Annotated in this window: 21 protein-coding genes; 17 read left to right on the top strand and 4 right to left on the bottom strand. The window is 69.2% G+C overall.

Annotated features, from left to right (window positions below; all coding sequences use genetic code 11):
* Position 1: 1 nt before the first annotated feature.
* From ACX114_RS31325 to ACX114_RS31310, 4 genes are all read right to left on the bottom strand, one after another.
* On the bottom strand, positions 2-769 hold the full coding sequence (locus tag ACX114_RS31325; protein ID WP_459290615.1) for an ABC transporter permease: 768 nt from the start codon (positions 767-769) through the stop codon (positions 2-4).
* Entirely contained in the window at positions 766-1,746 is a 981-nt protein-coding gene (locus ACX114_RS31320) for an ABC transporter ATP-binding protein (protein WP_459290613.1), read from the bottom strand. Before ACX114_RS31320 ends, ACX114_RS31325 begins: the two co-directional genes overlap by 4 nt.
* A complete protein-coding gene (locus tag ACX114_RS31315; RefSeq protein ID WP_459290611.1) occupies positions 1,727-2,653 on the bottom strand; it encodes a pilus assembly protein PilG in 927 nt (308 codons plus the stop codon). The genes ACX114_RS31320 and ACX114_RS31315 overlap by 20 nt, the downstream gene beginning before the upstream one ends.
* Before the next feature lie 93 nt (positions 2,654-2,746).
* Positions 2,747-3,334 (bottom strand): type IV pilin protein, encoded by a 588-nt coding sequence (locus ACX114_RS31310; RefSeq protein ID WP_459290609.1) that lies wholly within the window; start codon positions 3,332-3,334, stop codon positions 2,747-2,749.
* A gap of 229 nt (positions 3,335-3,563) precedes the next feature.
* Between ACX114_RS31310 and ACX114_RS31305 the strand changes: the two genes are divergently transcribed.
* The 17 genes from ACX114_RS31305 to ACX114_RS31225 all read left to right on the top strand — a co-directional run bounded on the left by ACX114_RS31305 (position 3,564) and on the right by ACX114_RS31225 (position 25,533).
* Positions 3,564-4,646, top strand: a complete 1,083-nt coding sequence (locus ACX114_RS31305) for a prepilin peptidase (RefSeq protein ID WP_459290607.1) — start codon at positions 3,564-3,566, stop codon at positions 4,644-4,646.
* A 22-nt stretch (positions 4,647-4,668) separates the two neighbouring features.
* A complete protein-coding gene (locus ACX114_RS31300) occupies positions 4,669-5,787 on the top strand; it encodes a sensor histidine kinase (RefSeq protein WP_459290605.1) in 1,119 nt (372 codons plus the stop codon).
* Positions 5,788-5,822: 35 nt separating this feature from the next.
* Positions 5,823-7,235, top strand: coding sequence for a sigma-54-dependent transcriptional regulator (locus tag ACX114_RS31295; RefSeq protein ID WP_459290603.1), 1,413 nt, complete (start codon positions 5,823-5,825; stop codon positions 7,233-7,235).
* A 227-nt stretch (positions 7,236-7,462) separates the two neighbouring features.
* A complete protein-coding gene (pilM, locus tag ACX114_RS31290; RefSeq protein WP_459290601.1) occupies positions 7,463-8,545 on the top strand; it encodes a type IV pilus assembly protein PilM in 1,083 nt (360 codons plus the stop codon).
* A 31-nt stretch (positions 8,546-8,576) separates the two neighbouring features.
* Entirely contained in the window at positions 8,577-9,260 is a 684-nt protein-coding gene (locus tag ACX114_RS31285) for a PilN domain-containing protein (protein WP_459290600.1), read from the top strand.
* A gap of 22 nt (positions 9,261-9,282) precedes the next feature.
* On the top strand, positions 9,283-10,011 hold the full coding sequence (locus tag ACX114_RS31280; RefSeq protein WP_459290598.1) for a type IV pilus inner membrane component PilO: 729 nt from the start codon (positions 9,283-9,285) through the stop codon (positions 10,009-10,011).
* Complete coding sequence (locus tag ACX114_RS31275) at positions 9,950-10,510, top strand: pilus assembly protein PilP (RefSeq protein ID WP_206789857.1); 561 nt, start codon at positions 9,950-9,952, stop codon at positions 10,508-10,510. Before ACX114_RS31280 ends, ACX114_RS31275 begins: the two co-directional genes overlap by 62 nt.
* A gap of 58 nt (positions 10,511-10,568) precedes the next feature.
* Positions 10,569-13,355: a type IV pilus secretin PilQ gene (gene pilQ / locus ACX114_RS31270; RefSeq protein ID WP_459290596.1), complete on the top strand. Its 2,787-nt coding sequence runs from the start codon at positions 10,569-10,571 to the stop codon at positions 13,353-13,355.
* Positions 13,356-13,388: 33 nt separating this feature from the next.
* On the top strand, positions 13,389-14,081 hold the full coding sequence (locus tag ACX114_RS31265) for a hypothetical protein (protein WP_459290594.1): 693 nt from the start codon (positions 13,389-13,391) through the stop codon (positions 14,079-14,081).
* Positions 14,082-14,444, top strand: coding sequence for a roadblock/LC7 domain-containing protein (locus ACX114_RS31260; protein WP_459290592.1), 363 nt, complete (start codon positions 14,082-14,084; stop codon positions 14,442-14,444).
* A gap of 141 nt (positions 14,445-14,585) precedes the next feature.
* Entirely contained in the window at positions 14,586-15,167 is a 582-nt protein-coding gene (gene efp / locus ACX114_RS31255) for an elongation factor P (protein WP_206789865.1), read from the top strand.
* A gap of 40 nt (positions 15,168-15,207) precedes the next feature.
* Positions 15,208-15,801, top strand: a complete 594-nt coding sequence (gene accB / locus ACX114_RS31250) for an acetyl-CoA carboxylase biotin carboxyl carrier protein (protein WP_459290589.1) — start codon at positions 15,208-15,210, stop codon at positions 15,799-15,801.
* A 75-nt stretch (positions 15,802-15,876) separates the two neighbouring features.
* A complete protein-coding gene (gene accC, locus ACX114_RS31245) occupies positions 15,877-17,262 on the top strand; it encodes an acetyl-CoA carboxylase biotin carboxylase subunit (RefSeq protein ID WP_459290587.1) in 1,386 nt (461 codons plus the stop codon).
* A gap of 192 nt (positions 17,263-17,454) precedes the next feature.
* The gene (locus ACX114_RS31240) at positions 17,455-18,501 is read left to right on the top strand and encodes a tetratricopeptide repeat protein (protein WP_459290585.1); all 1,047 of its coding nucleotides are present in this window, start codon (positions 17,455-17,457) and stop codon (positions 18,499-18,501) included.
* Positions 18,498-20,630: a tetratricopeptide repeat protein gene (locus tag ACX114_RS31235; protein WP_459290583.1), complete on the top strand. Its 2,133-nt coding sequence runs from the start codon at positions 18,498-18,500 to the stop codon at positions 20,628-20,630. The genes ACX114_RS31240 and ACX114_RS31235 overlap by 4 nt, the downstream gene beginning before the upstream one ends.
* 27 nt (positions 20,631-20,657) lie before the next feature.
* A complete protein-coding gene (locus ACX114_RS31230; protein ID WP_014399053.1) occupies positions 20,658-21,599 on the top strand; it encodes an ExeA family protein in 942 nt (313 codons plus the stop codon).
* A 4-nt stretch (positions 21,600-21,603) separates the two neighbouring features.
* Positions 21,604-25,533, top strand: coding sequence for a translocation/assembly module TamB domain-containing protein (locus ACX114_RS31225; RefSeq protein WP_459290580.1), 3,930 nt, complete (start codon positions 21,604-21,606; stop codon positions 25,531-25,533).
* Positions 25,534-25,538: the final 5 nt, after the last annotated feature.

Raw genomic sequence — 25,538 nt, 5'->3', positions numbered from 1 at the left:
CTCAGCGGAAGTCGCGCCGCTCGAAGATGAACATGGCCAGCGCGGTGAAGACCGCGGCCCACGCCGCCCCGTAGCCCACCGCGGACAGCAGGCTGGTCGCGCTGACCGGCAGCTCGTACGTGGCGTGGGGCTTGAAGTTCATCCGCTCCAGGTTGGGCAGCATGTAATACGCGATGCGGCCCAGCCACCGGATGAACTGGCTCTCCGAGTAGCTGGTGATTTCATACAGGTCCCCCGCCAGGTGCCCGGCGAAGTACACGCCCGTCGTGCAGATGGAGGACACCGCGGGCCCGCTGAAGCTGGAGAAGAGGATGCCCGCGCTGCTGAGCACCAGCAGCTCCACCCACAGCGCTCCGGCCGCCACCAGGTGCGTGGAGTGGATGGGCGTGCGGAACAGCACCAGCTGGCTCAGGAAGATGAGCGTCATCGCCACCAGCATCACGCCCAGCGTCAGCATGGTGCCCGCCAGGCGCGCCAGCAGGAACTGGGTGCGCGACACCGGCTTGCTCACCATGAGGAAGATGGTGCGCTTTTCAATCTCCCGGCTCAGCAGGCCACACGACAGGAAGATGGCGAGGAAGGCCAGGATGAGACTCATCATCCCCAGGCCGAAGTCGGTCAGCACGCGGTCGAACGTGGTGACCGTCACCTCCGTCACCAGCGTGGAGGACAGCAGGACGATGGCCGCGAACACGGCCACCACCACCGTCACGCGGTTGCGGCGCGCCTCGCGAAAGCCGTTCCACATCATCGCGGTGAACGCGCTCACGTGTTGATCTCCCCGCCCACGCTCGTCGTGCGGCCCGAGTTCTTCAGTGCGTCCATGAACAGCTGCTCCAACGAGAACCGCGCCGGCTGGATGCGGTTCACCCGCCCGCCCGCGCTCAACACCCCGCCCAGCAGCCGCTGACTGTCCGCGTCCGCCACCTGCAACAGCACGCGCCCGTCCAGCGCCTGCGCGGACTCCAGCACCACCCCCAGCTCCTTCACCTTCTCCAGGGGCAGGTTCTCCACCACCATCTCCACGGTGGGCACCTGCGCGGACACCAGCTCCTGCACGCTGCCTTCGCGCACGCGCCGGCCGCCCACCAGCACCGCCAGGCGGTCACACAGGGCCTCCACGTCTGGGATGATGTGGCTGCAGAACAGCACCGTCGTGCCGCGGTCCCGCTCGGCGAGGATGAGGTCGCGCATCTGCCGGCGGCCCAGCGGATCCAGACCGCTCGTCGGCTCGTCCAGGATGAGCAGCTTGGGCCGGCCCACCAGCGCCTGCGCCAGCGCCACGCGCTGCACCATGCCCTTGGAGTAGCGGCGGATCTGCAGCTTCTCCGCGCCCGCCATCTCCACCGCGCCCAGCACCTCCGTCACCCGCCGGTCCAGGTCCTGGCCGCTCAGGCCGGACAGATGCCCCGCCAGCGTCACGAACTCCCGTCCGGTGAGGTACTCGTAGGGCGCGGGGTTCTCCGGCAGGAAGCCCACCAGCCGCCGCGTGGCCGCGTGGTCCACCGGCTGCCCATACAAGCGCGCGGTGCCGCCGCTGGGGCGCACCAGGTTCATCAGGATCTTGATGGTGGTGGACTTGCCCGCGCCGTTGGGGCCGAGCAGACCGTAGATCTGTCCGGGGCCCACCTGGAGTTCCAGGCCCTGGAGCGCCCGCACGGTGCGGTTCATCCAGAAGCCGACCTTGTACGTCTTGGACAGCCCCTGGGCCTGGATGGGAAGGGCTTCAGGGTGTGGTGTCTGCATTGGGAGCCGTGCCCTCCGGATGAGCATTGGGGCGGATGCGTTTTCCGTCTTCGGTGCGCTCGTCGTAGATGACCTGCAGGCGGAACTCCGACGCGGTGGAGTACACCCGTCCGCCGTCGCCAATGAAGAAGCGGCCCTCCAGCGGATCCTCTGGCAGCCGGGTCAGCCCGCCGTCCTCCACCAGGGCCTCCACGCTCGCGGGAGCACGTCCGTGCCGCTGGCGGTAGCGCTCCACCTCCGCGTCCAGCTGCTGGAGCACCCGCTCCTGGAGGATCTCCCGGACGCGGCGGTCGTAGGTCTGGCGCGTCTCTTCGTCCTCGGCGCCGTCGCGCATCATCACGGCCAGCGACAGGCCCGTGTCGAAGTCACCGGCCTGGGCATACAGGCGCGTGGCCAGCGCCGAGTACCAGGCGGGCGCGTCGTACCGGTGCGACAGCTGCGTGATGATGTCCGCCGCTTCCTTGTACTCGCGGTGGAAGAACATCAGGTTGTAGGCGAGCTGGAACCACGTGCGCGAGTTCTCCGGCACGTTCCGGGTCCCCTTGCGCAACAGCCGCGTGGACTCCTCCACGTTGGCGTACTTCTCGCGCCCCAGGTGCACCGGGATGGTGGTCCCCGCGAACCAGTAGACCGTCGCGAACTTGGGATCCAGGTCCGTCGCCAGGTCCGCGTAGGCATAGACGTCGCGGTAGTCCGAGGGGGCCTTGGACCTGCCAATGCGGTTGATGGTGAGGATCCAGAAGTAGTCCGTCACCAGCCCCAGCTGTCCCCGGAAGATGGCGCGCAGCAGTCCAGCGCGTGGCAGGAGCGGCCGGTCGTCCACTCGGGGGGGCGGGGCCGGGGGGGCCGCCAGCAACACCAGGCAGAGCAGGGCGATGGGCAACAGCAGGGCAGGCAGCTTGCGCATGGGCTCCGGAAAAGACAAACGGGACCTCCGGATTCCTCCCGGAGGCCCCGCGTGGTGAATCATGCCTCCTCGTTCAGACGGAGACCAGGGACATCACGGGCAGCTGACGTCGTTGTACGCGTTGCCCGGCTCGCCACCGGTGATGGCGTCCTGGTCGTTGCCGCAGACGCCGTCCAGGGTGACGGTGGTCGCGGAGGACGTGATGCCCCACGTGTCGGCGTTCTCGTCGTTGTCGACGTTACCGATGGCCGTCGCGTTGAAATCGCAGGTGGGGCAGGAGTCCTCGTCCGGCGTCACGCCAGCGCCGATGGCCTGGGTGCCCGTGGGCGGGTTCGGGAAGCGGGCGTCGTCCTGGCCGATGCAGCCGGTCGTGTACTCGCGGGCCGCCACCGTCTGGTTGGCGTTGCAGGCCGCCAGACCGTAGCTGTAGCGGTTGCCGGCCTCAGGCGTGAAGCCCAGCTTCTTGAAGTCCGTGATGTACTTGTCCTTCTCGCCGAAGTACGCCTTCTGGGAGGTGTACAGGGCCTTCAGGTTGGTCTTCGCCTCGGACTGCTTGGACTTCGCCTGGAAGCGGATGAAGTTCGGGATGGCGATGGCGGCCAGGATGCCGATGATGGCGACCACGATCATCAGCTCGATGAGGGTGAAGCCACCCTTCTTCCGGAAGAGACGGTTCATCATGATTGGGGACTCCGCAGTGGGCAGAGGGGGGTTGAACGACGTGGGAACTCTTAGCACGAAGAGTGCCACGCCGAACAATCCTCCCAACTCCTGAGATTCCCAGGGCAGGCGAGCCGGGCAGGGGATGGATCACCCGCGGAGCTGCCAATTTTTGTCACTGACGCTGACGGTTTTCGTCCCCCATCGCGCAGTCGCCAGCTCCGGAAGCGGCGGGTAGGATTCCGGCTCCGTGACGTTCACCTACGCGCCGGGCTGGGCCGAGCCCCTCTTCATCCTCTTCCTGTTCATCCTCGGCCTGTGCATCGGCTCCTTCCTCAATGTCGTCATCGCGCGCGTGCCGGAGGGGCTGAGCATCGTGCGGCCCGGCTCGCGTTGCCCGAAGTGTGGGCACGTGCTCGCCTGGTACGAGAACATCCCCGTGCTGTCGTGGCTGGGGCTGCGCGGGAAGTGCCGGGGCTGCGGCATGCCCATCTCCCCGCGCTACGTCCTGGTGGAGCTGCTCACGGGGCTGTTGTTCCTCGCGTGCCTCAAGCGCTTCGACTGGACCTATGAGCTGGTGCCCGCGCTGGTGCTGGTGTTCCTGCTGGTGCCGCTCACCTTCATCGACCTGGAACATTGGATCCTCCCGTTCTCGCTGACGCTGCCGGGCATCACCGCCGGCGTGCTGCTGGCCATTCCCCAGGGTGAAGGCGCGGTGGGACAGGCGGTGCTGGGCGCGGTGGTGGGCTTCCTCTCCTTCCGGCTGATGGAGTACGTGGGCTGGCGCGCGTTCAAGCGCGAGGCGCTGGGCGGCGGAGACAAGTTCCTCGTCGCGCTATTGGGCGCGTTCCTGGGCTGGAAGGCCCTGCTGGGCATCCTCTTCTTCTCGTCGCTGCAGGGCTCCATCGTGGGTGTGGCGCTCCTGGTCCTCACGGGACGGGCGGGCCCACGCGGCGCGCAGGAGGCGGAAGCCACGCCTCCGCCCCCTCAGGATCCGCAGGCGGACATGTCCCTCACCCCGGCCGCGGAAACTCCAGGGGAGGCTCCGAAGGTGGAGGAGGAGCCCGAGCCCACGATGACGTGGGACTTCACGAAGCCCGGCCTGCCCCTGTGGAAGCGGGTGGTGCTCGTCCCCTACTGCCTGCTGTTCCAGCCCATCCCGGACGCGCCGCTGGATGAAGCGGGTGAGGAGGAGGAGTGGGTCCCCGGGCCCACCAACATCCCCTTCGGCCCGTGGCTGGCGCTGGCGGGCCTGGAGGTGATGCTGCTGGGGCCGTGGCTCGCGCGCGTGCTGCCCCTGGACGTGGCGCTGATGCTCGGGGGGACGCGGTGAGGAACTCCTCGCCGGTGCGGGGATGAAGTGGCGCATCGCCAGCGTGGCGTTCCTCCTGGGCTCGCTGTCCACGGGCCTGTCGTGGCTGACCCTGCAGCCGGTGCTCATCCGTCTGCTGGATACGGCGCGGCGGCTGGCGCTGCCGGGGTCGCTGGACATGGAGGGCCTGACGCGGATCCGCGCCTTCCTGCCGCTGGCGCTGGGGCTGGACCTGCTGGTGCTGACGCTGCTGGCCTATGGCGTGCTGGACCTGGCGGTGGGCCGCCCGCTGCGAGCCATGGAGAAGTCCGTGGAGCAGCTGGGCCGGCTGCAACTGGATGTGCCGCTCCCCGAGCAGGGCGGGCCGTTCCTGTCGCGCATCCAGCGCGAGCTGCGGCGCATGGCGGAGGCGCTGCGCCAGGAGCAGGCCCTCACCCGCGCGCAGTTGGAGGCGCTGCGAGAAGCCAACGCCCGGCTCGCGAGGGCGCAGACGGAGCTCGTCGCCTCCGAGCGGCTGGCCACGGTGGGAAAGCTGGCCGCGGGCGTGGCGCACGAGGTGGGCAATCCGCTGGCGGGCATCCTGGGCTACCTCTCCCTGGCGCGCTCCAGGGCGCAGGGGCCGGAGCTGAAGGACTTCCTGGAGCGCATCGACCACGAGGTCCTGCGCATCGACCGCATCGTGCGGGGGCTTTTGGACCTGGGCCGTCCGGCCAGCACCCAGCCCGGGCCGGTGGACGTGGGGCAGGTGGTGGAGACGTGCGTGCGCCTGGTGCGCGCCGGTCCGGAGCTGGACCGGGTGGAGGTCACGCTGGACGCGACGCCCGGCCTGCTGGCGCGCGCGGATCCGGGCCCCCTGTCGCAGATCCTCATCAACCTGCTGCTCAACGCCGCCCAGGCCATGGGGGGAGAGGGCCGTGTGCGCATCTCCACCCGGCGTGAGGACGCGCTCGTCCTGGTGGAGGTGGAGGACAGCGGCCCGGGCCTGTCACCGGAGGTGCGTGCGCACCTCTTCGAGCCGTTCTTCACCACTAAGGGCCGGCAGGGCACCGGCCTGGGACTCGCGGTGTCCCTGAACCTGGCCCAGGGCATGGGCGGCCGGCTGGACGCGCGCGACGGGGCGGGCGGCGGCGCGTGCTTCCGGCTGTCGCTGCCAGCGGCCTGACGGCGGGGCCGGACGGCATATGATGGGCATCCCCCATGCCCCTCTTCCGCACCGTCCTCGTCGCCGACGACGAGCCGTCCATCCGCCACATCCTCACCCTGGTGCTCACCGACAAGGGCTACGACGTGCGCGCCGTCGCCGACGGGGACGAGGCCCTGCGCGAGCTGAACTCGCGCGCCTACGACGTCCTGGTGACGGACGTGCGCATGCCCAAGCGCGACGGGCTGTCGGTGCTCCGGGCGGCGCTCGCGGAGCAGCCCGGCCTCACCGTGGTGGTGATGAGCGCGTACGGCTCCCAGGAGCAGGCGCTGGAGGCGGTGCAGGCGGGCGCCTACGACTACGTCCAGAAGCCCTTCAAGCCGGAGGAGATCGTCCTCGTCCTGCGCAAGGCGGAGGAGCGCGAGCGGCTGGTCCGCGAGAACCGCCGGCTGCACGAGGCCCGGCTCCCCGGCGCCTCCGGTAGCCACATCCTGGGGCACAGCGCCGCGCTCCAGGCGGTGCTCAAGCAGGTGGCGCGCGTGGCGCCCGTGGACACCACGGTGCTCATCTCCGGGGAGAGCGGCACGGGCAAGGAGCTCATCGCGCGCGAGCTGCACGGAAAGAGCCGCCGCGCCGCCATGCCCTTCGTCGCCGTCAACTGCGGCGCCATCCCCCACGGCCTGCTGGAGAGCGAGCTGTTCGGCCACGCGAAGGGCGCCTTCACCGACGCGCGCACCGCCCGCCGGGGCCTGTTCGCGGAGGCTGACGGCGGCACGCTCTTCCTCGACGAGGTGGGCGAGCTGCCCCTGGGCGCGCAGGTGAAGCTGCTGCGCGTGCTGCAGGAGGGGGAGATCCGCCCGGTGGGCGAAAGCCGCGTGGAGCGCGTGGACGTGCGCGTGGTGGCCGCCACGCTGCGCGACCTGGGCAAGCTGGTGACCCAGGGCGACTTCCGCGAGGACCTCTACTACCGCCTCAACGTCGTGAACCTCACCCTGCCGCCCCTGCGCGAGCGCCGCGAGGACATCCCGCTTTTGGCCCGCGCCTTCCTCCAGCGCTTCAACCGCGACCTCAACCGCGAGCCTCCGGTGGAGGGCTTCACCCCGGAGGCGGAGGCCCTGATGACGGCCTACGCCTGGCCGGGCAATGTGCGCGAGCTGGAGAACGCCATGGAGCGCGCGGTGCTGCTCGCGGAGGGCACCCACGTCGCGCCCGGCAGCCTGCCGGAAAAGCTGTGGGCGGCTTCCGCACCCGCTCCGGCCGGGACGGCGGCGCCGCTACAGGCCGGGAGCGACCTGTCGCTCAAGCGCGCCATCCGGGAACTGGAGGAGTCCTACATCCGGGCGGCGCTGCGGCGCACGAAGGGCAACCGCACCCGGGCGGCGGAGGTGTTGGACATCAGCCACCGGGCGCTCCTCTACAAGATCAAGGAGTACGGCATCGATCCGGACGCGGAGGGCTCCCGGACCTGAGGGCAGGGGAGACGCCCGGCTGGCGACCTTGGAGGAATCCTCCAGCGCCATTTGACGGAACGCGGCCGGGGCCGGAAAATCGGGCCTCCGCGATGGTGGGCCAGGGGGCGCGGTCGTGGCTGGCTTTCACGGCGCTCCCCCGTCCGCAGGGCGGCCGGGCGCCAAGCACTTTTTAGGAGGGGTATCAAGCCGGTGCTACGCTGGCGCCCTCTCCGATGGAGTTACGCATGGCGAAGGGCAAACTGGCACTCGGGCTGGATATCGGGTCGACGTCGATCAAGATGATCATGCTCAAGGAGCAGCGCAAGCGCGGTGAAGTCGGCTACGCGCTCCAGAGCTTCGGAATGAAGCCGCTGCCTCCCGAGGCCATCGTGGATGGCGCGTTGATGAACTCCACGGCCATCGTGCAGGCCGTCCAGGAGCTGATGTCCGAGCTGAAGGTCAAGGGCAAGGACGTCGCCATCGGCGTGTCCGGCCACTCGGTCATCATCAAGAAGATCCAGATGCCCCGCATGAGCCAGGAAGAGCTCGAGGAGAGCATCCAGTGGGAGGCGGAGCAGTACATCCCCTTCGACGTGAAGGACGTGAACATCGACACGCAGATCCTGGACGGCGGCGGCAACGACGCCACCGGCCAGATGGACGTGCTGCTCGTCGCCGCCAAGAAGGACATGATCAACGACTACACCACCGTGGTCTCCGAGGCGGGACTGGTCCCGGTGGTGGTGGACGTGGACGCGTTCGCCGTCCAGAACATGTTCTCCACGAACTACGAGCTGCCGGACAAGGAGACCGTCGTCCTCATCAACGCCGGCGCCTCCGTGGTGAACATCAACATCATCGCCAACGGCGTCACCGTCTTCACCCGTGACGTGACCATCGGCGGCAACCAGTTCACCGAAGAGATCCAGAAGCAGCTCAACGTCTCCTACGAGGAGGCGGAGGCGCTGAAGATCGGCGGCAACCGCGCGGACGCGGACGCCGTGGTGCCCCAGGACGTGGAGCGCGTGCTCTCCAGCGTGGCGGAGCAGGTGGCCGGCGAAATCCAGCGCTCGCTGGACTTCTACGCGGGCACCGCCGCGGACTCGAACTTCACCAAGGTCTACCTGTCCGGCGGCACCGCGAAGATCCCCGCCCTGTTCAAGACCATCGAGGCGCGAACCGGCGTGCCGGTGGAGATCCTCAACCCGTTCCGGAAGATCGAAGTGGACAACCGCAAGTTCGACCCCGCGTTCATCATGGACGTGGCGCCCATGGCCGCGGTGGCAGTGGGACTGGCGCTCCGGCGCCCGGGCGACAAGCTGGGCTGATCCCGCTCTGGCCAACTAGGAACTCACGCACATGATGATCCGAATCAACCTGCTGCCCGTCCGGGCGGTGAAGAAGCGCGAGATGGGCCGGCAGATCCTGGCCCTCTACGCCGCGGTGCTGATCGCCGCGGTGGTGGGTAATTACTTCTGGTACGCGGACCGCGACGGCGAGCTGCAGCGGGCCAACCAGGGCATCACCCAGACGCGCGCGAAGATCGCGGAGCTGGAGAAGGTCATCGGCGAGGTGACCAACATCAACGCCCGCAAGACGGAAGTGGAGAAGAAGCTCGCGGTGCTGGACACGCTGCGCAAGGGCCGCAACGGGCCGGTGCGCATGCTGGACGCGCTGTCCTCGGCCATTCCCAAGAAGGTCTGGCTCAGGAACTTCGTGGAGGCCTCCAACCGGGTCACCATCGACGGCTCGGCCGTCAGCCACGACGAGGTCGCGGAGCTGATGCGCGGTCTGGGCAGCATGGTGTGGACGCCCAAGGGCATGGGGCGCCTGGTGGATCAGGGCCGCACCGCCAGCAAGACGTCCCGCGTGGAGCTCTTCAACACGGAGACCGCCAGCGTGGAGGAGTTCTCCGCGACCGAGATCAAGCCCTTCTTCGGCAACGTCGAACTGACCAACGCCGTGCAGAGCAAGCCCACCACGGCCGGCGCGGCGACGTACGTCGACTTCAAGCTCACCCTCACCGCCAACTACGCCATCTGATTGGCGGCGAAGGACCCCTGTCATGGAAAAATACCTGGATCAGCTGGCGAAGGCCCCCCCCGCGGCGAAGTTCGGCGGGCTCGCGGCCGTCGTCGTCTTGTTGACCGTGGGCAACTTCTTCTCCTTCATCCAGCCCACGGAAGAGAACATCGCCCGCCGCGCGGCGGAGCGCCGGAAGCTCGACCTGGAGCTCGCGGAGAAGAGCGAGATCGCCCAGAACCTCAACGAGCGCCGCCGTGAGATGGACGTGCTCGAGCAGAAGCTGGCGGAGGCCCTCACGGAGCTGCCGGAGCGGCGCGACATGGAAGAGCTGCTCGCGCAGATCAACGACATCGGCAAGAAGTCCGGCCTGGAGATCGCCCGCGTGGAGCCCGGCAAGGAGTACGTCGAGGGCAGCGAGTTCTTCGCGCGCATCCCCATCAAGATGACGGTGAGCGGCAACTACCACGAGATCGCCATGTTCCTGCAGGAGATGGCGAACATGCGCCGCATCGTGAACGTCAACAACATCAAGCTCGATAGCGCGACCCTGAAGAACGAGAAGGTCGTTCTGCAGAGCAGCTTCCTGGCGACGACCTTCCGGTTCGTCGACACGAAGGCCGCGAGGTCCCCGCGAAGGGCACCGACAAGAAGAAGAGCAACTAGAAACTTGATCCGCCCGGCAACAAGGGCGACAAGGGATGACGCGGATGAAGACGTTCAAGTCCACGATGACCGTTGCGGTGATGGCGCTGACCCTGTCCGCTTGTGAGGACACGCCCAAGGCCCCACCACCTGCTCCTCCCAAGGCCGCCGCCCCCGCGCCGGCCCCCGTGGCGGAGAAGACCGAGGCGTCGGCGGCGCCAACGTTCGTCTACACCTACAGCCCGGTGGGAAAGCGGGATCCGTTCCGCAGTCCGCTGGAGGAGCTTGGTCCGGTGGCGCGTGACGCACCGGAACGGGCCTGCAACGAGCCCCTGTGCGTGTTCGACCTCGACCAGCTCAAGCTGGTGGCGGTCGTCACCGGGGACGCCAGCCCGCTGGCGATGGTCGAGGACCCCCTGGGTCGCGGCCACATCGTCCGGCGCAACACCCGCGTGGGGCGCCAGGGCGGCAAGGTCACACAGATTCTCCGGGACTCGGTCACCGTCACCGAGGTCTTCACGGGAGCCAAGGGCGAGCTCATCAGCAATCCGGTGAGTCTCCAGCTCAAGGCGGATGGCGTGAAGGACCCCGCCTACAACCTGATGACGGGCAAGAACTGGGAGTAGCGCCCCACGGCGCGCCCGCGGGCAGTCGTCGCCCGCTTCCAACTTGTTGAGGGGACGCATGCTCGAGCAGAGCGCTGTGACGAGGGGCAAGTGGATCATGGCGGCCGCATGGGCGGTCGTCCTGGCAAGCGCCAAGGTGTACGGCGCGGATCTCAATACGCTGAGGGACCTGCAGGTGTCCCGGACGGGAGCCGGTGCCCAGGTCGTGGTGACCGGGACCCGGCCGCCCACCTTCACCGTCTTCCGGCTCAGTGGGCCGGAGCGGCTGGTGGTGGACCTGTCGTCCGCGGATGCCACCGGCATCAAGGGGCACCATGACGGCACCGGTCCGGTGTCCGGCGTGGTGGCCGCCCAGTTCTCCGACTCGCGCGCCAGCGTGGGCCGCGTGCTGGTGGCGCTCGACCAGGCCTCCCAGTACGACGTCCGCGCGGAAGGCAACCGCGTGGTCATCTCCGTGGACGGCTCGCCGGTGGCCCCCGCCGCCGCGACCGCCCAGGCTCCGGTCGAAGCGAAGCCGGCCGCGCCCGCGCCGGTGAAGGCCGAGCCCGCGCAGGCGGTCGCCGCCGCGCCGGTGAAGCCCGCGCCCGCGCCGGTGGTGGAGGCGATGGTGGCGGTGGTGCCGGAGGAGGGGACGTCCTCCAAGGCCGCCTCGTCCCAGGCGCCGGGCCGTGAGAACGTCGTCGCCACGGAGGCGGATGAGCGCGAGGTGGCCCACCCGGCCCAGCGCATCACCCGGCTGTCGCTGGACGGCGAGTCGCTGCGCGTCGCCGCCGACGGCGACATCGCCCGCTACGAGGTCCTGGAGCTGGTGGACCCGCCGCGCCTGGCCGTGGACGTGTACGGCGTGGGCCTGAGCGCGAAGGCGCCCAAGGTGAAGGGCAACCTGCTCAAGGACGTGCGCGTGGGCGCCCACGAGGACAAGGTGCGCCTGGTGCTCGTGGCCAAGGGAGACATGCCCGCCTACCGCGTGGACCGCGCCGAGCGTGGCCTGGAGGTGGTGCTGGGAGGCGCGGTGGCGCGCAAGTCCAAGCCCGCCTCGTCCCGCGACGCGGTGGCGGAGACGGAGCCCCTGCGCCCGCAGCCCCTGCCCGTGCAGGAGACCGCGAAGCCGCAGCCCGCGGTGGCGCAGGCCGCGCCGCAGCCGGCGGTGGTGGAGGTCAAGGACCTGTCCTTCGACGAGAGCCCCTCGGGCGGCCGCGTGCAGCTGAAGCTGTCCGGCGCGACGGCGTGGAAGGTGGACCGTCCGGATCCGCGCAGCGCGGTGCTGACGCTGGAGAACGCGCGTCTGCCCAAGAAGCTGGAGCGCAGCCTGGACACCAGCGCGCTGGACACGCCGGTGAAGATGATCAGCGCCTTCAGCGTGCCGGGTGAGGGCCGCAAGGTGCGCCTGGTGGTCGCCGCGGACGGCGCCATCGAGGAGAACGTCACCCAGGGCGCCAACAGCCTGAGCTGGCGGCTGGACGTGCAGGGCGTGAAGACGGAGGAGGTGGCCGTCACCCAGCGCACCGCCGGCTTCACGGCGGAGGCCCCGGCGTACGCGGCGGAGGGCGCGCCCCAGCAGGCGCGCTACCGTGGCAAGCGCGTGTCCTTCGAGTTCAAGGACATCGACATCCAGAACCTGCTGCGCGTCATCGCGGAGATCTCCAAGCGCAACATCGTCGTCGCCGACGACGTGTCGGGCCGCGTGACCATCCGCCTGCGCAACGTGCCCTGGGACCAGGCGCTGGACCTCATCCTGCGCACCAAGCAGCTGGGCCAGGAGCAGGTGGGCAACATCATCCGCATCGCGCCGCTGAAGACCCTGGAAGAGGAGGCGCGGCTGCGCCAGGAGCGCAAGAAGTCGCTGCAGCAGCAGGAGGACCTGCTGGTCAGCCTGGTGCCGGTGAACTACGCGGTGGCCGCGGACATGTCGTCGCGCGTGAAGGACGTGCTCAGCGACCGTGGCTCGGTGACGGTGGACACGCGCACCAACGTGCTCATCATCAAGGACATCCGCTCCAACACGGAGAAGGCGCGCGCCCTGGTGCGCAGCCTGGACACGCAGACGCCGCAGGTCCTCATCGAGAGCCGCATCGTGGAGGCGAGCACCACCTTCAGCCGTGACCTGGGCGTGCAGTGGGGCGGCCAGACGCGTCTGTCGGCGGCGTCCGGCAACCCGACCGGCCTCATCTTCCCCAGCACCGTCGGCGTCACGGGCGGCATCGCTGGCACGGCGGCGGGCGTTCCGGCCCAGCCCAACTTCGCGGTGAACCTGCCGGCGGCGGTGGGTGAAGGCCTCGGTGGCGCCATGGGCTTCGCCTTCGGCTCCGCGGGCGGCGCCGTGCAGCTCAACCTGCGCCTGTCCGCGGCGGAGACGGAGGGCACCGTGAAGACCATCTCGTCGCCCAAGGTCACCACGCTGGACAACAACACGGCCCGCATCAGCCAGGGTCTGTCCATCCCGTTCAGCCAGACGTCGGCGGGCGGCGTGAACACGACCTTCGTGGAAGCGCGCCTGTCGCTGGAAGTCACGCCGCACATCACCCAGGACGGCAGCATCCTCATGTCCATCCAGGCTCAGAACAACCAGCCTGACCCGTCCAACACCGGCGCCAACGGCCAGCCCTCCATCCAGCGCAAGGAGGCCAACACCCAGGTCCTGGTGAAGGACGGCGAGACGACGGTCATCGGCGGCATCTACGTGCGCCGGGGCAGCACGCGGACCGACTCGGTGCCCTTCCTGGCCAAGATCCCCGTGCTCGGCTTCTTCTTCAAGACGACATTCGAGACGGACGACCGGCAGGAGCTGCTCATCTTCATCACGCCCCGCATCCTCAACCGGCAGACCATCGCGCAGAGCCTCTAACGGCACCGCGCCCTGATTGGGAGAGACATTCCAATGAAGCCTTTCTTCATCGCGGCGGCCCTGTCGCTCGGGCTCTGCTCGTGCTCTGAAAGCACCCCCGTCGTCCAGATCCTCCAGACCATCCAGCCGGACGAGAACTGCAGCTTCGGTGCCGGTGATGTCGGTATCGCGAACGGTTCGCTCAACCTGGCCTACCGTGGCGGCTACGTCCTGGGGCTCGTCGTCAAGTCGAACTACACGACCACGCCCATCGACGTGAACGGCGTTCCGCTGGAGCCGGAGGGCGACGTCGGCGGGTCCGCCACCGTGTTCTTGGACACGCTGAAGCTGTCCTACTCCTCGACGCCCAGCATCAACATCCCCGACGGAGAGGTGCCCTACGCGGCGGCCCTCAACCCCGGGTCGGACGAGAACCGGCTGGTGGTCAACCTGATGACCGCCGAGGCCGCGAACGCCCTGCGGACCGGCCTGTCCGGGAACACCACGGCCACGGTGCGGGTCACCCTGCAGTTCACGGGCAAGTTCGCGGCGGGCGGCAAGAAGGTCGAGTCGAACGAGATCGTCTACGGCATCGACGTCGCCAATACGGCCGTCACGCTTCCGACCTGCGGCGAGGACGAGGATCCCACGGTTCCCCTGGGGCCGTGCAGCTCGGGTGTCGGTCAGGACGGTATCTATCCCTCGTGCCAGCCCGGGCCGACGACGGGCGCGGACGGCGGGGCCTAGATGTCCTTCCGCACGCACCTTGAAGCGGTGGTGAACCAGGTGGACGGAGCCCTCGCGTGCAGCGTGATGGGCTTCGACGGCATCTCCGTGGAGACGTTCCAGAAGGACGAAGCCACGGAGCTGGACGTGTCCGGCACCTGGGTGGAGTACGCCAACCTGCTCACGCAGTTGAAGAACGCGGCCGAATCCCTGAAGACGGGCACCGTCACCGAGGTGTCCGTCAACAGTGAGAAGGTCCTCACCGTGATGCGCCTGCTGACACCGGAATACTTCCTGGTGCTGGCCCTGCGCGCGGACGGGAATTTCGGCAAGGGGCGCTATGTCCTGCGCGTCACCGCGCCGCAGGTGAAGGCGGAGTTGTAGACACGCACGTCCGCTCGGGCAGGAGCTTGTCGAGCCTGCCCGGCGACGCAGCGTGCCTCCGCTTTCCTCTTTGCAGGAACCAGGGCATGGGCTAGACACCCCGGACTTTCGCCTTTACGTCTGTATGAAGGAGTCGGTCCCATGGCCGGGTTTGTCGACACGTCCGAATTCCGCAATGGTTTGAAGATCTTGTGGGAGGACAAGCCGTACGTCATCGAGTACTTCCAGCACGTCAAGCCTGGAAAGGGCTCCTCCTTCACGCGTACGAAGATCCGCAGCCTGCTGGACGGCCGCGTCCTGGAGCCCACGCTGAAGTCCGGCGACAAGGTGGGCACCCCGGACATCGAGTCCAAGGACATGCAGTACCTGTACGTCCAGGACGGCGACTACTACTTCATGGACAAGCGGAACTTCGAGCAGACCTTCCTCTCCAAGGAAGGCCTCGGGGAGGCCGTCAACTTCCTGAAGGAGAACCTCGACGTCGAGATCCTCTTCTGGAACGGCAAGGCCATCAACGTGTCGGTGCCGAACTCCGTGGACCTCAAGGTCACCAAGTGCGACCCGGGCGTGCGCGGCGACACCGTGTCCGGCGCCCTGAAGCCCGCCACGCTGGAGACCGGCTTCACCGTCAACGTGCCCCTGTTCATCAACGAGGGCGACGTGCTGAAGATCGACACGCGTGAAGGTGGCAAGTACCTCACCCGCGTGTCCACCGCGGGCTGAGAGTAGCTTCCCTGCACCTGGCGACCCGGGAGGGGTCTGAATGGCAACGAAGCGCAAGGCAACCCGGCCGGCTGAGTCCTCTGGCGCGGCCTCCGGGCGGGATTCGGGCACCACGTCGCTGGACGTGGAGGCCCTCCGGCAGATCGTCGAAATCCTGGAGGCCTCCGACGTCACCCGGCTGGTGTGGACGAAGGGCCCGGAGAAGCTCTACATCCGCCGCGGTCACGCGCCGGAGACGACCATCGTCCACCACACGGCGCCGTCCGGCCCCGGGGTGACGGTGTCGCCGCCGGTGGAGTACGCCGCCCCCGCCGCGCCCCGTGCGGCGCCCCCTGTCGCCGCGCCCGCGGCTCCGGCCGCCGCGGCGGCTCCGGAGAAGCCCGCGGAGAAGCCGGGCCACCTGGTGACGAGCCCCTTCGTGGGGACGTTCTACCGGACCCCCGCGCCGGATCAGCCCCCGTTCGTGGACGTGGGCACGGTGGTGCGCAAGGGCCAGGTGCTCTGCATCGTGGAAGCGATGAAGTTGATGAACGAAATCGAGTCCGAGGTCTCCGGCCGCATCGCCGAGGTCCTCGTGGAGAACGGTCGCCCGGTGGAGTTCGGCCAGGCGCTGTTCCGCATCGAGCCGGCCTGAGTCTGCTGACCCGTCAGGCGCGTCCGGCCCTTCCGGGCGGGACGCGCCCCAGGCCCTCGCGTTAGGAGCACGGCCGTGTTCAAGAAGGTACTGGTCGCCAACCGCGGGGAGATTGCCCTGCGGGTCATCCGCGCATGCCGTGAGCTGGGCATCGCCACCGTGGCGGTGCACTCCACCGCCGACGCCAACGCGCTGCACGTGCGCTTCGCGGACGAGGCCGTCTGCATCGGGCCGCCTCCGTCCAAGGAGAGCTACCTCAACGTGCCGCAGCTGCTCTCCGCGGCTGAAATCACGCGCGCGGACGCCATCCACCCGGGCTACGGCTTCCTGTCGGAGAACGCCGAGTTCGCGGAGGTCTGCGAGAACTGCAAGATCCGCTTCATTGGCCCGCGCCCGGAGATGCTGCGGCTGATGGGCAACAAGGTGCGCGCGCGCGCCGCGGCCCGCGAGGCCGGCCTGCCGCTGCTCCCGGGCAGCCCCGGCGTGGTGAAGGATCCGCGCGAGGCGGAGGCCTTCGCGAAGGAGATCGGCTTCCCGGTCATCCTGAAGGCGGCGGCGGGCGGCGGCGGCAAGGGCATGAAGATCGTCCGTGAGCCGGGTGTGCTCGCGCAGGCGTTCTCCACCGCGCAGGCGGAGGCCCTGGCCAGCTTCAACAACGGCGACCTCTACATCGAGCGGTACGTGGAGAAGCCGCGCCACATCGAGATCCAGATCGTCGCGGACGAGCACGGGAACGTCATCCACCTCAACGAGCGTGAGTGCTCCGTGCAGCGGCGGCACCAGAAGCTCATCGAGGAGGCCCCGTCGCCCGCGCTCACGCCGGAGCTGCGCCAGCGCATGGGCGAGGTGTCCGTCGCGGCGATGAAGAAGATCCGTTACAACAACGTGGGCACCATCGAGTACCTGCTCGACGAGCGCGGCGAGTTCTACTTCATGGAGATGAACACGCGCATCCAGGTGGAGCACCCCGTGACGGAGCTGGTCATGGGCGTGGACCTGGTCCGTGAGCAGATCCGCATGGCCTACGGGCACCCCCTGCGCTTCAAGCAGGAGGACGTGCAGATCCGCGGGCACGCCATCGAGTGCCGCGTGAACGCGGAGGACCCCGTCACCTTCGCGCCGTGGCCGGGGAAGATCACCGGTTACAGCGTGCCGGGCGGCTACGGCGTGCGCGTGGACTCCGCCGCGTACGAGAACTACACGGTGCTGCCGCACTACGACAGCCTGCTGTCCAAGCTGATCGTCCACGCGGAGGACCGCGAGACGGCCATCCGCCGCATGCAGCGCGCGCTCTCCGAGTACGTCGTGGAGGGCATCCGCACGAACATCCCGTTCCACCGGGCCGCACTGGCGGAGGAGTCCTTCCAGGAGGGCAACTACGACACCCGCTTCGTGGAGCGCCTGCTGGCGAGCGAGACGGGTTCGCGCCGACTCAAGAAGGCCGTGGAAGAGACGCCGTAGCGCTTTGCCGTGAAGGCATGGAAAACCCGCCGGGCGTGCGAGCGTCCAGGCGGGTGATCCAGCCCTGGGGGAGGGCAGGCTGTTTCTTGACCCGCATCGGAGGATTCCGTTAGCCTCCGAAGCTCCCCCCCAGAGAAGGACTGAAACCCGCGAAGTTCCTCGGGGTTTCTGCCTGCCGGAAGCGCACGCTCGATGGACAAGAACAAGATCATCGAAGCCGCCGCGAAGCTGGTCGCGAAGGGCGCGTACGACAAAGCCATCAAGGAGTATCAGAAGGTCCTGGAGGTCGACCCGAAGGACATCCGGGTCCTCCAGAAGATGGGGGAGCTGTACCAGAAGAAGAACGACAACGCGCAGGCGGCGCACTTCTTCACCAAGGTCGCGGAGAGCTACTCCTCGGACGGCTTCTTCCTCAAGGCCGTCGCCCTCTACAAGCAGGTCCTCAAGCTCAACCCGAACCTGCTGGAGGTGAACCTCAAGCTGGCGGAGCTGCACCAGCAGCTGGGCTTGATGTCGGAGGCGATGGCGTACTTCCAGATCGTCGCCAACCACTACGACAAGGCGGGCGACACCAAGTCGAGCCTCGACACGCTGAAGAAGATGGTGGATCTCGACCCCGAGAACGTGGCGTCGAAGATCAAGCTCGCGGAGCTGTACGCGCGCGAGAACATGACGAAGGAAGCGGCGCAGGAGTTCAAGCGCGCCGCGGAGTACCTCAAGCGCAACGCCCGGGCGGATGACTGGCTTCGCGTCGCGGAGCGCCTCTCCGCGCTGGAGCCGGACAACCTCCCGCTCGCGAAGGAGCTGGCCGCGTCGTACCTGCAGCGCGGCGACCAGAAGCGCGCGCTCGCCAAGCTCCAGGTGTGCTTCAAGGCGGATGGCCGCGACGTGGAGACGCTGACGCTCTTGGCCCAGGCGTTCCAGGGGCTGGGCCAGGTCTCCAAGACGGTGTCCGTCTACAAGGAGCTCGCGAAGATCCACCAGGAGCGCGGCCGCACGGCTGAATCCGACGGCGTGTGGACGCAGATCGAGCTGCTGGATCCGCAGGATCCGGATCTGCTCGCGCGCCGGGACCCGTCGCCGAACCGGAGCCGGAGCCCGCGCCCGCAGCCGTGCATCACCACGAGGAGCCGGCCGCGCCCGCATGGAGCGCGCCCGCTCCCGCCGCCGCGCCCCCGTCCCGTCCCGCGCCCGCAGCGCCTCCCGCGGCCGTGGCACCGCCGGCGCCCGCGGGGATGAGCCGCGAGCAGCTGGCCAAGCTGCTGACGGAGACGGACGTCTACGTGAAGTACGGGCTCCACGACAAAGCGCTGGAGCACCTGCGCAAGGTCTTCTCCGTGGATCCGGAGAACCTGGACGCGCACGAAAAGGCGTACCACATCTACGTGGCGGCCAATAACGGCGCGCAGGCGTCCGAGCAGTTGCTCAACGTGCTGCGCCTGTGCACGCGCCGCGCGGACGTGCAGCGCGCGCAGCCGTACCTGGCGACCATCCTCCAGGAGAATCCGGCGCATCCCGAGGTGCCCGCCTTCCTGTCCGTGCTCCGCGCGGAAGGGGGCTTCGTGGCGCCCGCGGCGACGCCGGGCGTGGAGTCGCTGGAGGAGGACGCCATCCTGGTGGACTCCAACGAGGACGAAATCCTCGTCGCGGATCCGCCGGAGGACGCGCTCGCGCAGCCCTCGGGTGACGAGCTCGCGCTCGCGGCGCTGAGCCACGGGGCGGACTCGGACGAGATCGTCGACGACGAGGTCGCGGAGACCACGTTGAGCGGCGAGGAAGCGGTGATGGGCGAGCCCATCAGCTCCGCCGAGAACACCGTCTACGACCTGCCTCCGCAGGACGACCTGGTGATGGGGTCCGACGAGGACTCGCTGGTGCTCGCGGACGAGCCGGGCCTGGGCGGTCCGGATGCTTCCGACGACGAGCCTCTGGTCGCCCAGGACGACGACGCGCTGGCGTACGCGGCGGACGCGGGCGACGAGCCCATGGTGCTCGCGGACGAGCCGGGCGGAATGTCGCTGGGCGACGAGGAGGAAGCGCCTCCCACGCGCATCCTGTCCCCGTCGCGCGCGCTGCTGGAAGAAGCCGCGCCGGACACGCGCCAGCTGCCGACGCTGAGCGACAGCGGCGACGACGACGAGGCCCTGGTCGAACCCGGCATGTCGCTGGGCGAGGACGACGACGCGCCCACGCGCGTGGGGCTCGCGCCCCTGGATGCGTCCGCGCTGGACGACGCGGACCTGGACGAGAGCTTCGCCGCGCCGGTGGAAGAGCCCGCGTACGCGGAGGGCATGTCGCTGGGCGACGAGGAGGAAGACGAGCCCACCGCCGCGCACATGGTGCTCCCGTCGATGGAGGGGCTCTCCTACGACGAGCCCCAGACCGACGCGGTCGAGGAGACGCCGGAGCCGGAGCCCGAGGCCCTGGCGGATGCTCCGGAACCCGAGCCCGAGCCGGAAGCGGAGCCCGAGGAGGAGCCTGCCTCCGAGGAGTGCGACGAGGCGTCGTTCTTCCTCGACCAGGGCCTGCTGGAAGAGGCGCGCGAAATCCTGGAGACGGTGGCCATCGCGTTCCCCGGCCACGTGCGCGCCGGCGAGCTGATGGCGCGGCTGGAGGAGATGGAGGCCGGCGGTGGCGCGGCCCCCGAGGACGATGCTCCTTCCGAGCCCGTGCACGTGCCCTCCGTGCAGCCGGTGACGGAGGCGGAGGCGGCGCACGACGACGGCGCCGGTGGTGGCGACGCGTTCGACCTGGCGGCGCAGCTGGCCGGTGAGCTGGACGACCTGGGCGGTGAGTCGCTGGCGGCGGTGCCCCCGGCGGACGAGGACTTCCAGTACTCGGTGGACGAGGTCTTCGCCGAGTTCAAGAAGGGCCTGGCCAAGGTGGTGAAGCCCGAGGACGTGGACACGCACTACGACCTGGGCATCGCCTACAAGGAGATGGGCCTGCTGGACGACGCCGTCCACGAGTTCGACGTGGCCCGCCAGGGCTGCGTGGGCACTCCGCGCGAGCTGGACTGCCTGACCATGATTGGCATGCTGCACACGCTGCGCGGCAAGCCCGAAGAGTCCGTGGCGGTCTTCAAGGAAGGCCTCTCCAACGTGCTCGCGACGGGCGAGGTGGCCAAGGCGCTGGGCTTCGAGCTGGCGAGCGCCTACGACGCGCTCAACGAGCAGGGCAAGGCGCTCTTCCACTTCCAGCGGGTGGCCGCCATGGACGCGAAGTACCGCGACGTGGGGTCCCAGGTGACGCGGCTGTCGGCCATGACCGCACCGGAGGAGGACCCGCTGCCTCGCGCCGGAAAGGGCCCGGCGACGCCGGTTCCCGCCGCGGGCGTGCCGAAGGCTCGTAAAGTAGGGTACGTGTAGCGCGTCCCCCACGAGGCCCGGCGAGCGATGACGACCTACCTCGATTTCTTCGAACTCACCCAGGAGCCGTTCTCCAACGCTCCGGTGAGCCGCTTCTATTACAACTCCGCGCAGCACTCGCAGGCCCTCACGCGGCTGATGCACGCCGTGGGCTACATGAAGGGCCTGTCCATCCTCATTGGCGACATCGGCGCGGGCAAGACGACGCTCGCCCGGCGCATGCTCGACTCGCTTCCGGAGTCCGAGTACGAGGCCGCGCTGCTCGTCATCATCCACTCGGGCATCACCGCCCAGTGGCTCCTGCGCCGCATCGCGCTCCAACTGGGCGTGGAGAACCCCGCGCAGGAGAAGCTGGCGCTCCTGTCGCAGCTCTACCAGCGCCTGCTGCAAATCTACGAGTCCGGCAAGAAGGCCGTCGTCCTCATCGACGAGGCGCAGATGCTGGAGACGCGCGAGCTCATGGAGGAGTTCCGGGGGCTGCTGAACCTGGAAGTGCCGGAGCGCAAGCTCATCTCCTTCGTCTTCTTCGGCCTGCCGGAGATCGAGAAGAACCTGAAGCTGGACCCGCCGCTCGCCCAGCGCGTGGCGCTCCGCTACAAGCTGGAGCCCTTCACGGCGGAGTCCACGGAGGCGTACGTGAAGCACCGGCTGCGGCTCGCCGGCTGCCCGCGCATGCCCTTCACGCCGGAGGCGCTGCTCGCCGTGCACGAGCACTCTGGCGGCACCCCGCGCGTCATCAACACCTTGTGCGACAACGCCCTCTTCGAGGCGTTCCTCGCGCGCTCGGAGACCATCAGCGCGGAGCTGGTGCACCGCATCGGCAACAACCTGGGGCTCCAGGGTGGCTCGGCTGCTTCCCAGGCAAGCGAGCGGGCGAGCGCGCCCGCCACCTCGCTGCCCCGGACGGCGAACACCAAAATCGACCTGGCGGAGATCGACCGCTACCTCGAGGGACTCGGTAAGCTCTAGCGGCTTGTCCCTCCCCAGCCGCAACAGCGCAGCGCGCAAGGCGCTCTTGTTGGTGCTCCTCGTGGTGTCGGGGAGCATCCTGCTGTTGCGTCAGCCGTTCACCTGGGACGCCGCCTGCACGCTGGCGCGCAGGAACCTGCCGGACCTGCTGGGCGTGGGCGTGGGCATCGGCCGGTGCGAGTTGGATCCGCTGGGCTCGCGCGTGGTGCTGCACGGCGTGTCGGTGTTCGCGCCGGGCAGGGACACGCCGCTGTTCGCCGCGGACACGGCGGAGGTGGGCCTGGGCTTCCTGTCGCCCCTGTCCCGCCGCTTCGTGCTGGGCCACGTGCGCGTGCACCATCCGCGCGTGGCGCTGGACTTGTCCCGGCCCTCGTCGAGCCCGCCTTCCTCCGACGGCACGTGCCCGCTCACGCCGCTGACCCGCGTGGGCGTGGGGCGCGTGGACATCACCGGCGCGGAGGTGCGCCTCGCGCTGCCGGACGGGCGGGGCGTGGAGGTGGAGAACCTGGCCGTGGGCTGGGTGGAGCACTGGGGCGTGATGGAGCTGGAGGTGGGCGCGCGGCGGGGCCTGGTGCGCCTGGGCGCGGGCGGCGGCGAGCTGACGCTGGGGCAGCTGGGCTTCACCGGCTCGCTGGACCCCGACGAAGGCCTGCTGGACGTGGAGCGCGCGGAGGTGACGCTCGACGACATCACCGCCACGGTGTCCGGCCGCGTGGAGACGCTGTGCCATCCGGTGCTCGCGCTGGACGCGCAGGTGTTCCTGCCGCTGCGCACGCTGTCGCAGGCGAAGCTGCTGCCGCGTCCGGCCACGGGGCATTTGTGGACGCGCTTGTCCGTCACCGGGAAGCCGTCCGCGCTCGCGGTGGGCGCGGACCTGTCCGCGAGCAACCTGGCCTATGAGCAGTACGGCCCGGTGAGCCTCAACGCGCGCCTGTCGTACGCGGGGGACAGCGTGCGCGTGGAGTCGCTGGAGGCCCCGCTGGGCTCCGGCAAGGTGAAGCTGTCCGGCGCGTTGAAGCTCACGCCGGAGTTGCCCGTGGACGTGACGCTCCAGACGGAGGACGCGTCCTTCGGGCGCATCCTGGAGCGCGCGGGCGTGGCGGGCTCCTGGGTGGACTTCCCCGCGACGGCGAACGCGCACCTCACCGGGACGCTGCTGCCCCGGCCATCCCTGTCCGGACCGTTGGATTTGCGCAGCGGCCGCTTCGTGCTGGCCACGCGCGCGTTCGACGCGCCGGTCAGCGCCGGCAAGACGCTGCTCACCTTCGAGCGGGGCCGCGCGCAGACGGCCGTGAAGCTGATGGGGGACCGCGTGTCCTTCAGCCGCCTCACGGTGGAGTCCGGCCGCTCGCGCGTGCACGGCGACGTGACGCTCTACTTCGACAGCGCGCGCGGCCTGGACATCCAGGGCAACGGCGAGCTGGAGCTGTCGGACTTCGGCCACATCGCGGAGCTGTCATGGTCCGGGAAGGGCTCCGCGAACTACTCCATCGTGGGGCCGTACTCGGACGTGAAGGTGGACGCGAGCCTGTCCCTGCGCGACTTCACCTTCTGGGGCTTCGGCCTGGGCGTGACGCAGGCGAAGCTGTCGTACTCGAATGGCCTGTTGTCCTTCCCGTCGCTCACCGGCCAGAAGGGGCGCACGCAGTACTTCGGCAAGGCGGCGCTCACCTTCGCGCGCCTGCTGCACCTGCGCCTGGATGTGACGGTGCCGCAGGGCGGCCGCACGGAGGACCTGGTGGACCTGGTGGCGGGCCTGAGCCCGTCCATCGCCGTGGTGCAGGGCCAGTTCGCCGGGGCGGCCTCGGGCCGCGTGGAAATCGACAGTCCCCTGGAGAAGCTGGAGGGGCTGGTGGCCTTCGACCTGCGCGACACCACGTACCTGGGCCGCCGGCTGGGCGCGGGCTCCGCGCGGCTGCGCTTCGTGGACGGCAAGGAGATGGTGCTGGAGCGCACCGTGCTGGACGGCCGGCTGGGGCGCACCTGGGTGGAGGGCTCCTTCGGCTTCACCGGGGGCGCGCTGGACTACCGCTTCGGCGGAGAGAACCTGTCGCTCGCGGAGGCCGTGGGGCAGGAGACCGCGGAGGAGATGGGCATCCAGGGCACGCTCGCGCTCGCGGGCACCGTGGCGGGCTCGGCGGACAAGCCCGACATCCAGGCCACGCTGAAGGGCCCGCGCATCACCTTCGCGTCTCGCGACCTGGGCGCCATGGACCTCGCGCTGCACCAGGAGGGCAAGCAGCTGCGCATCACCGGGCGCCCCTTCCGCGACGCGCAGGGCTACCTGAACATGACGGTGAAGGAGCCCTACCTCTTCGACTCCACCGTCGACCTGCTGCTGCCTGAAATCAAGCCGCTGCTGCCGCAGACACCGGCGCTGGCGGGCGTCACCGGCATGCTCGCGGGGCGCGTGACGGTGCAGGGCCCGCTGCTGCAACCGGAGGGCTACTCGGTGGGGGCCACGGTGCGGGAGCTGTCGCTCGCGCGGGGCGACCTGCGCGGCCGCAACCAGGGCCCCATCGTGCTGACGTACCTCAACGGCCGGCTGGACGTGCAGCCCTTCCGCTTCAGCGGCGCGTCGGTGGACGTCACACTGGGCGGCTGGATGAGCCGGCGCGCCATGAACATGAGCCTGCGCGAGGGGCGCATGGACGTGCGGCTGCTGGAGCCGCTGTTGCCCGGCATGGAGCGCGTGGGCGGCCAACTGCGCGTGGACGCGGAGGCGACGGGTTCCCTGGACGCGCCGTCCGTGGTGGGCACCGCGGAGCTGTCCGACGTGCGGCTGTCCATGCGCGACCTGCCGCTCACCGTGCGCGGCATGTCCGGCCGCCTGGAGATGACGGGCCAGCGCGTGCTGCTGGAGCACCTGCAGGCCCAGGTCAACGAAGGCCAGGTGTCCGCGCGCGGGGACATCCGGCTGGAGCGCTTCGTGCCCAAGCGGCTGGCGCTGACGCTGCAACTGGACGCCGTGCCGTACCGGATGACGGAGGACCTGCCGCTCACCGTGTCCGGCCTCTTGCAGGTGGTGGGTCCTCCCACGGGGCCCACCGTCACGGGTGGGCTGGACATCATCAAGCTGCGCTACCAGAAGCCGCTCGACATCGAAGCGCTGCTCAAGACGATGCAGAAGAAGCCGAACCTCGCCGTGGGCGGCGGGGGCGAGCGCGCGAGGGACCCCTTCTTCACCTGGGACGTCAACGTGCACTTCGGTGACGTGCGCGTGGACAACAACCTGGCGAAGGCGCGGCTGTTGGGCGACGTGCGGCTGACCGGCACGGACGTGAAGCCGGGGCTCCTGGGCCGCGTGGAGGCGGCGGAAGGCAGCCAGGCGTTCTTCCGCAACAACCTCTTCACCATCGACCAGGGGCAACTGGAGTTCCGCGACGCGTCCGGCATCGACCCGGTGTTCGAGGTGCAGGCGCAGACGTCCGTGCGCGAGTTCGTGGTGAAGCTGCACGCGTTCGGCCGGCCGGCCAACCCGCTGGTCGTGCTGTCCTCGGAGCCGGTGCTCACGGAGGGTGACATCCTGTCGCTGCTGACACTGGGTGTGACGAGCGCGGACAAGGACACGGCCGCGTCGGCGAGCTACGGTCTGGCGGCGGAGGCCCTCTTCAACGTGTCGGGACTGGACCGGCAGGTGCGCCGGTTCCTGCCCAGCAACCCCGTTCTCAGGGATTTGTCCCTGCAGATCTCCACCACCTACAACGACGCCACCCGGCAGGCGGAGCCGACCGCACAACTGGAGTCGAAGTTCCTTTCCGAGCAGCTTAAAATCGGGATGACCCAGCCAGTGAGTGGCCGAGGCACCCGGGCACGCGCTGAGTACCGCTTCGACGACCGTCTTTCCGCACAGGCCCAGTGGGACAACGAGAACAGCCAGGCGTCGTTCGGAAACCTCGGGCTCGAGCTGAAGCTGGGCTGGGAGGTCGAGTAGCCGCG

This window comes from Corallococcus sp. M7 (genome assembly GCF_054512695.1).
Note: the sequence above shows the minus strand (reverse complement) of the source record. Positions and strands in the feature narration are given on the sequence as shown.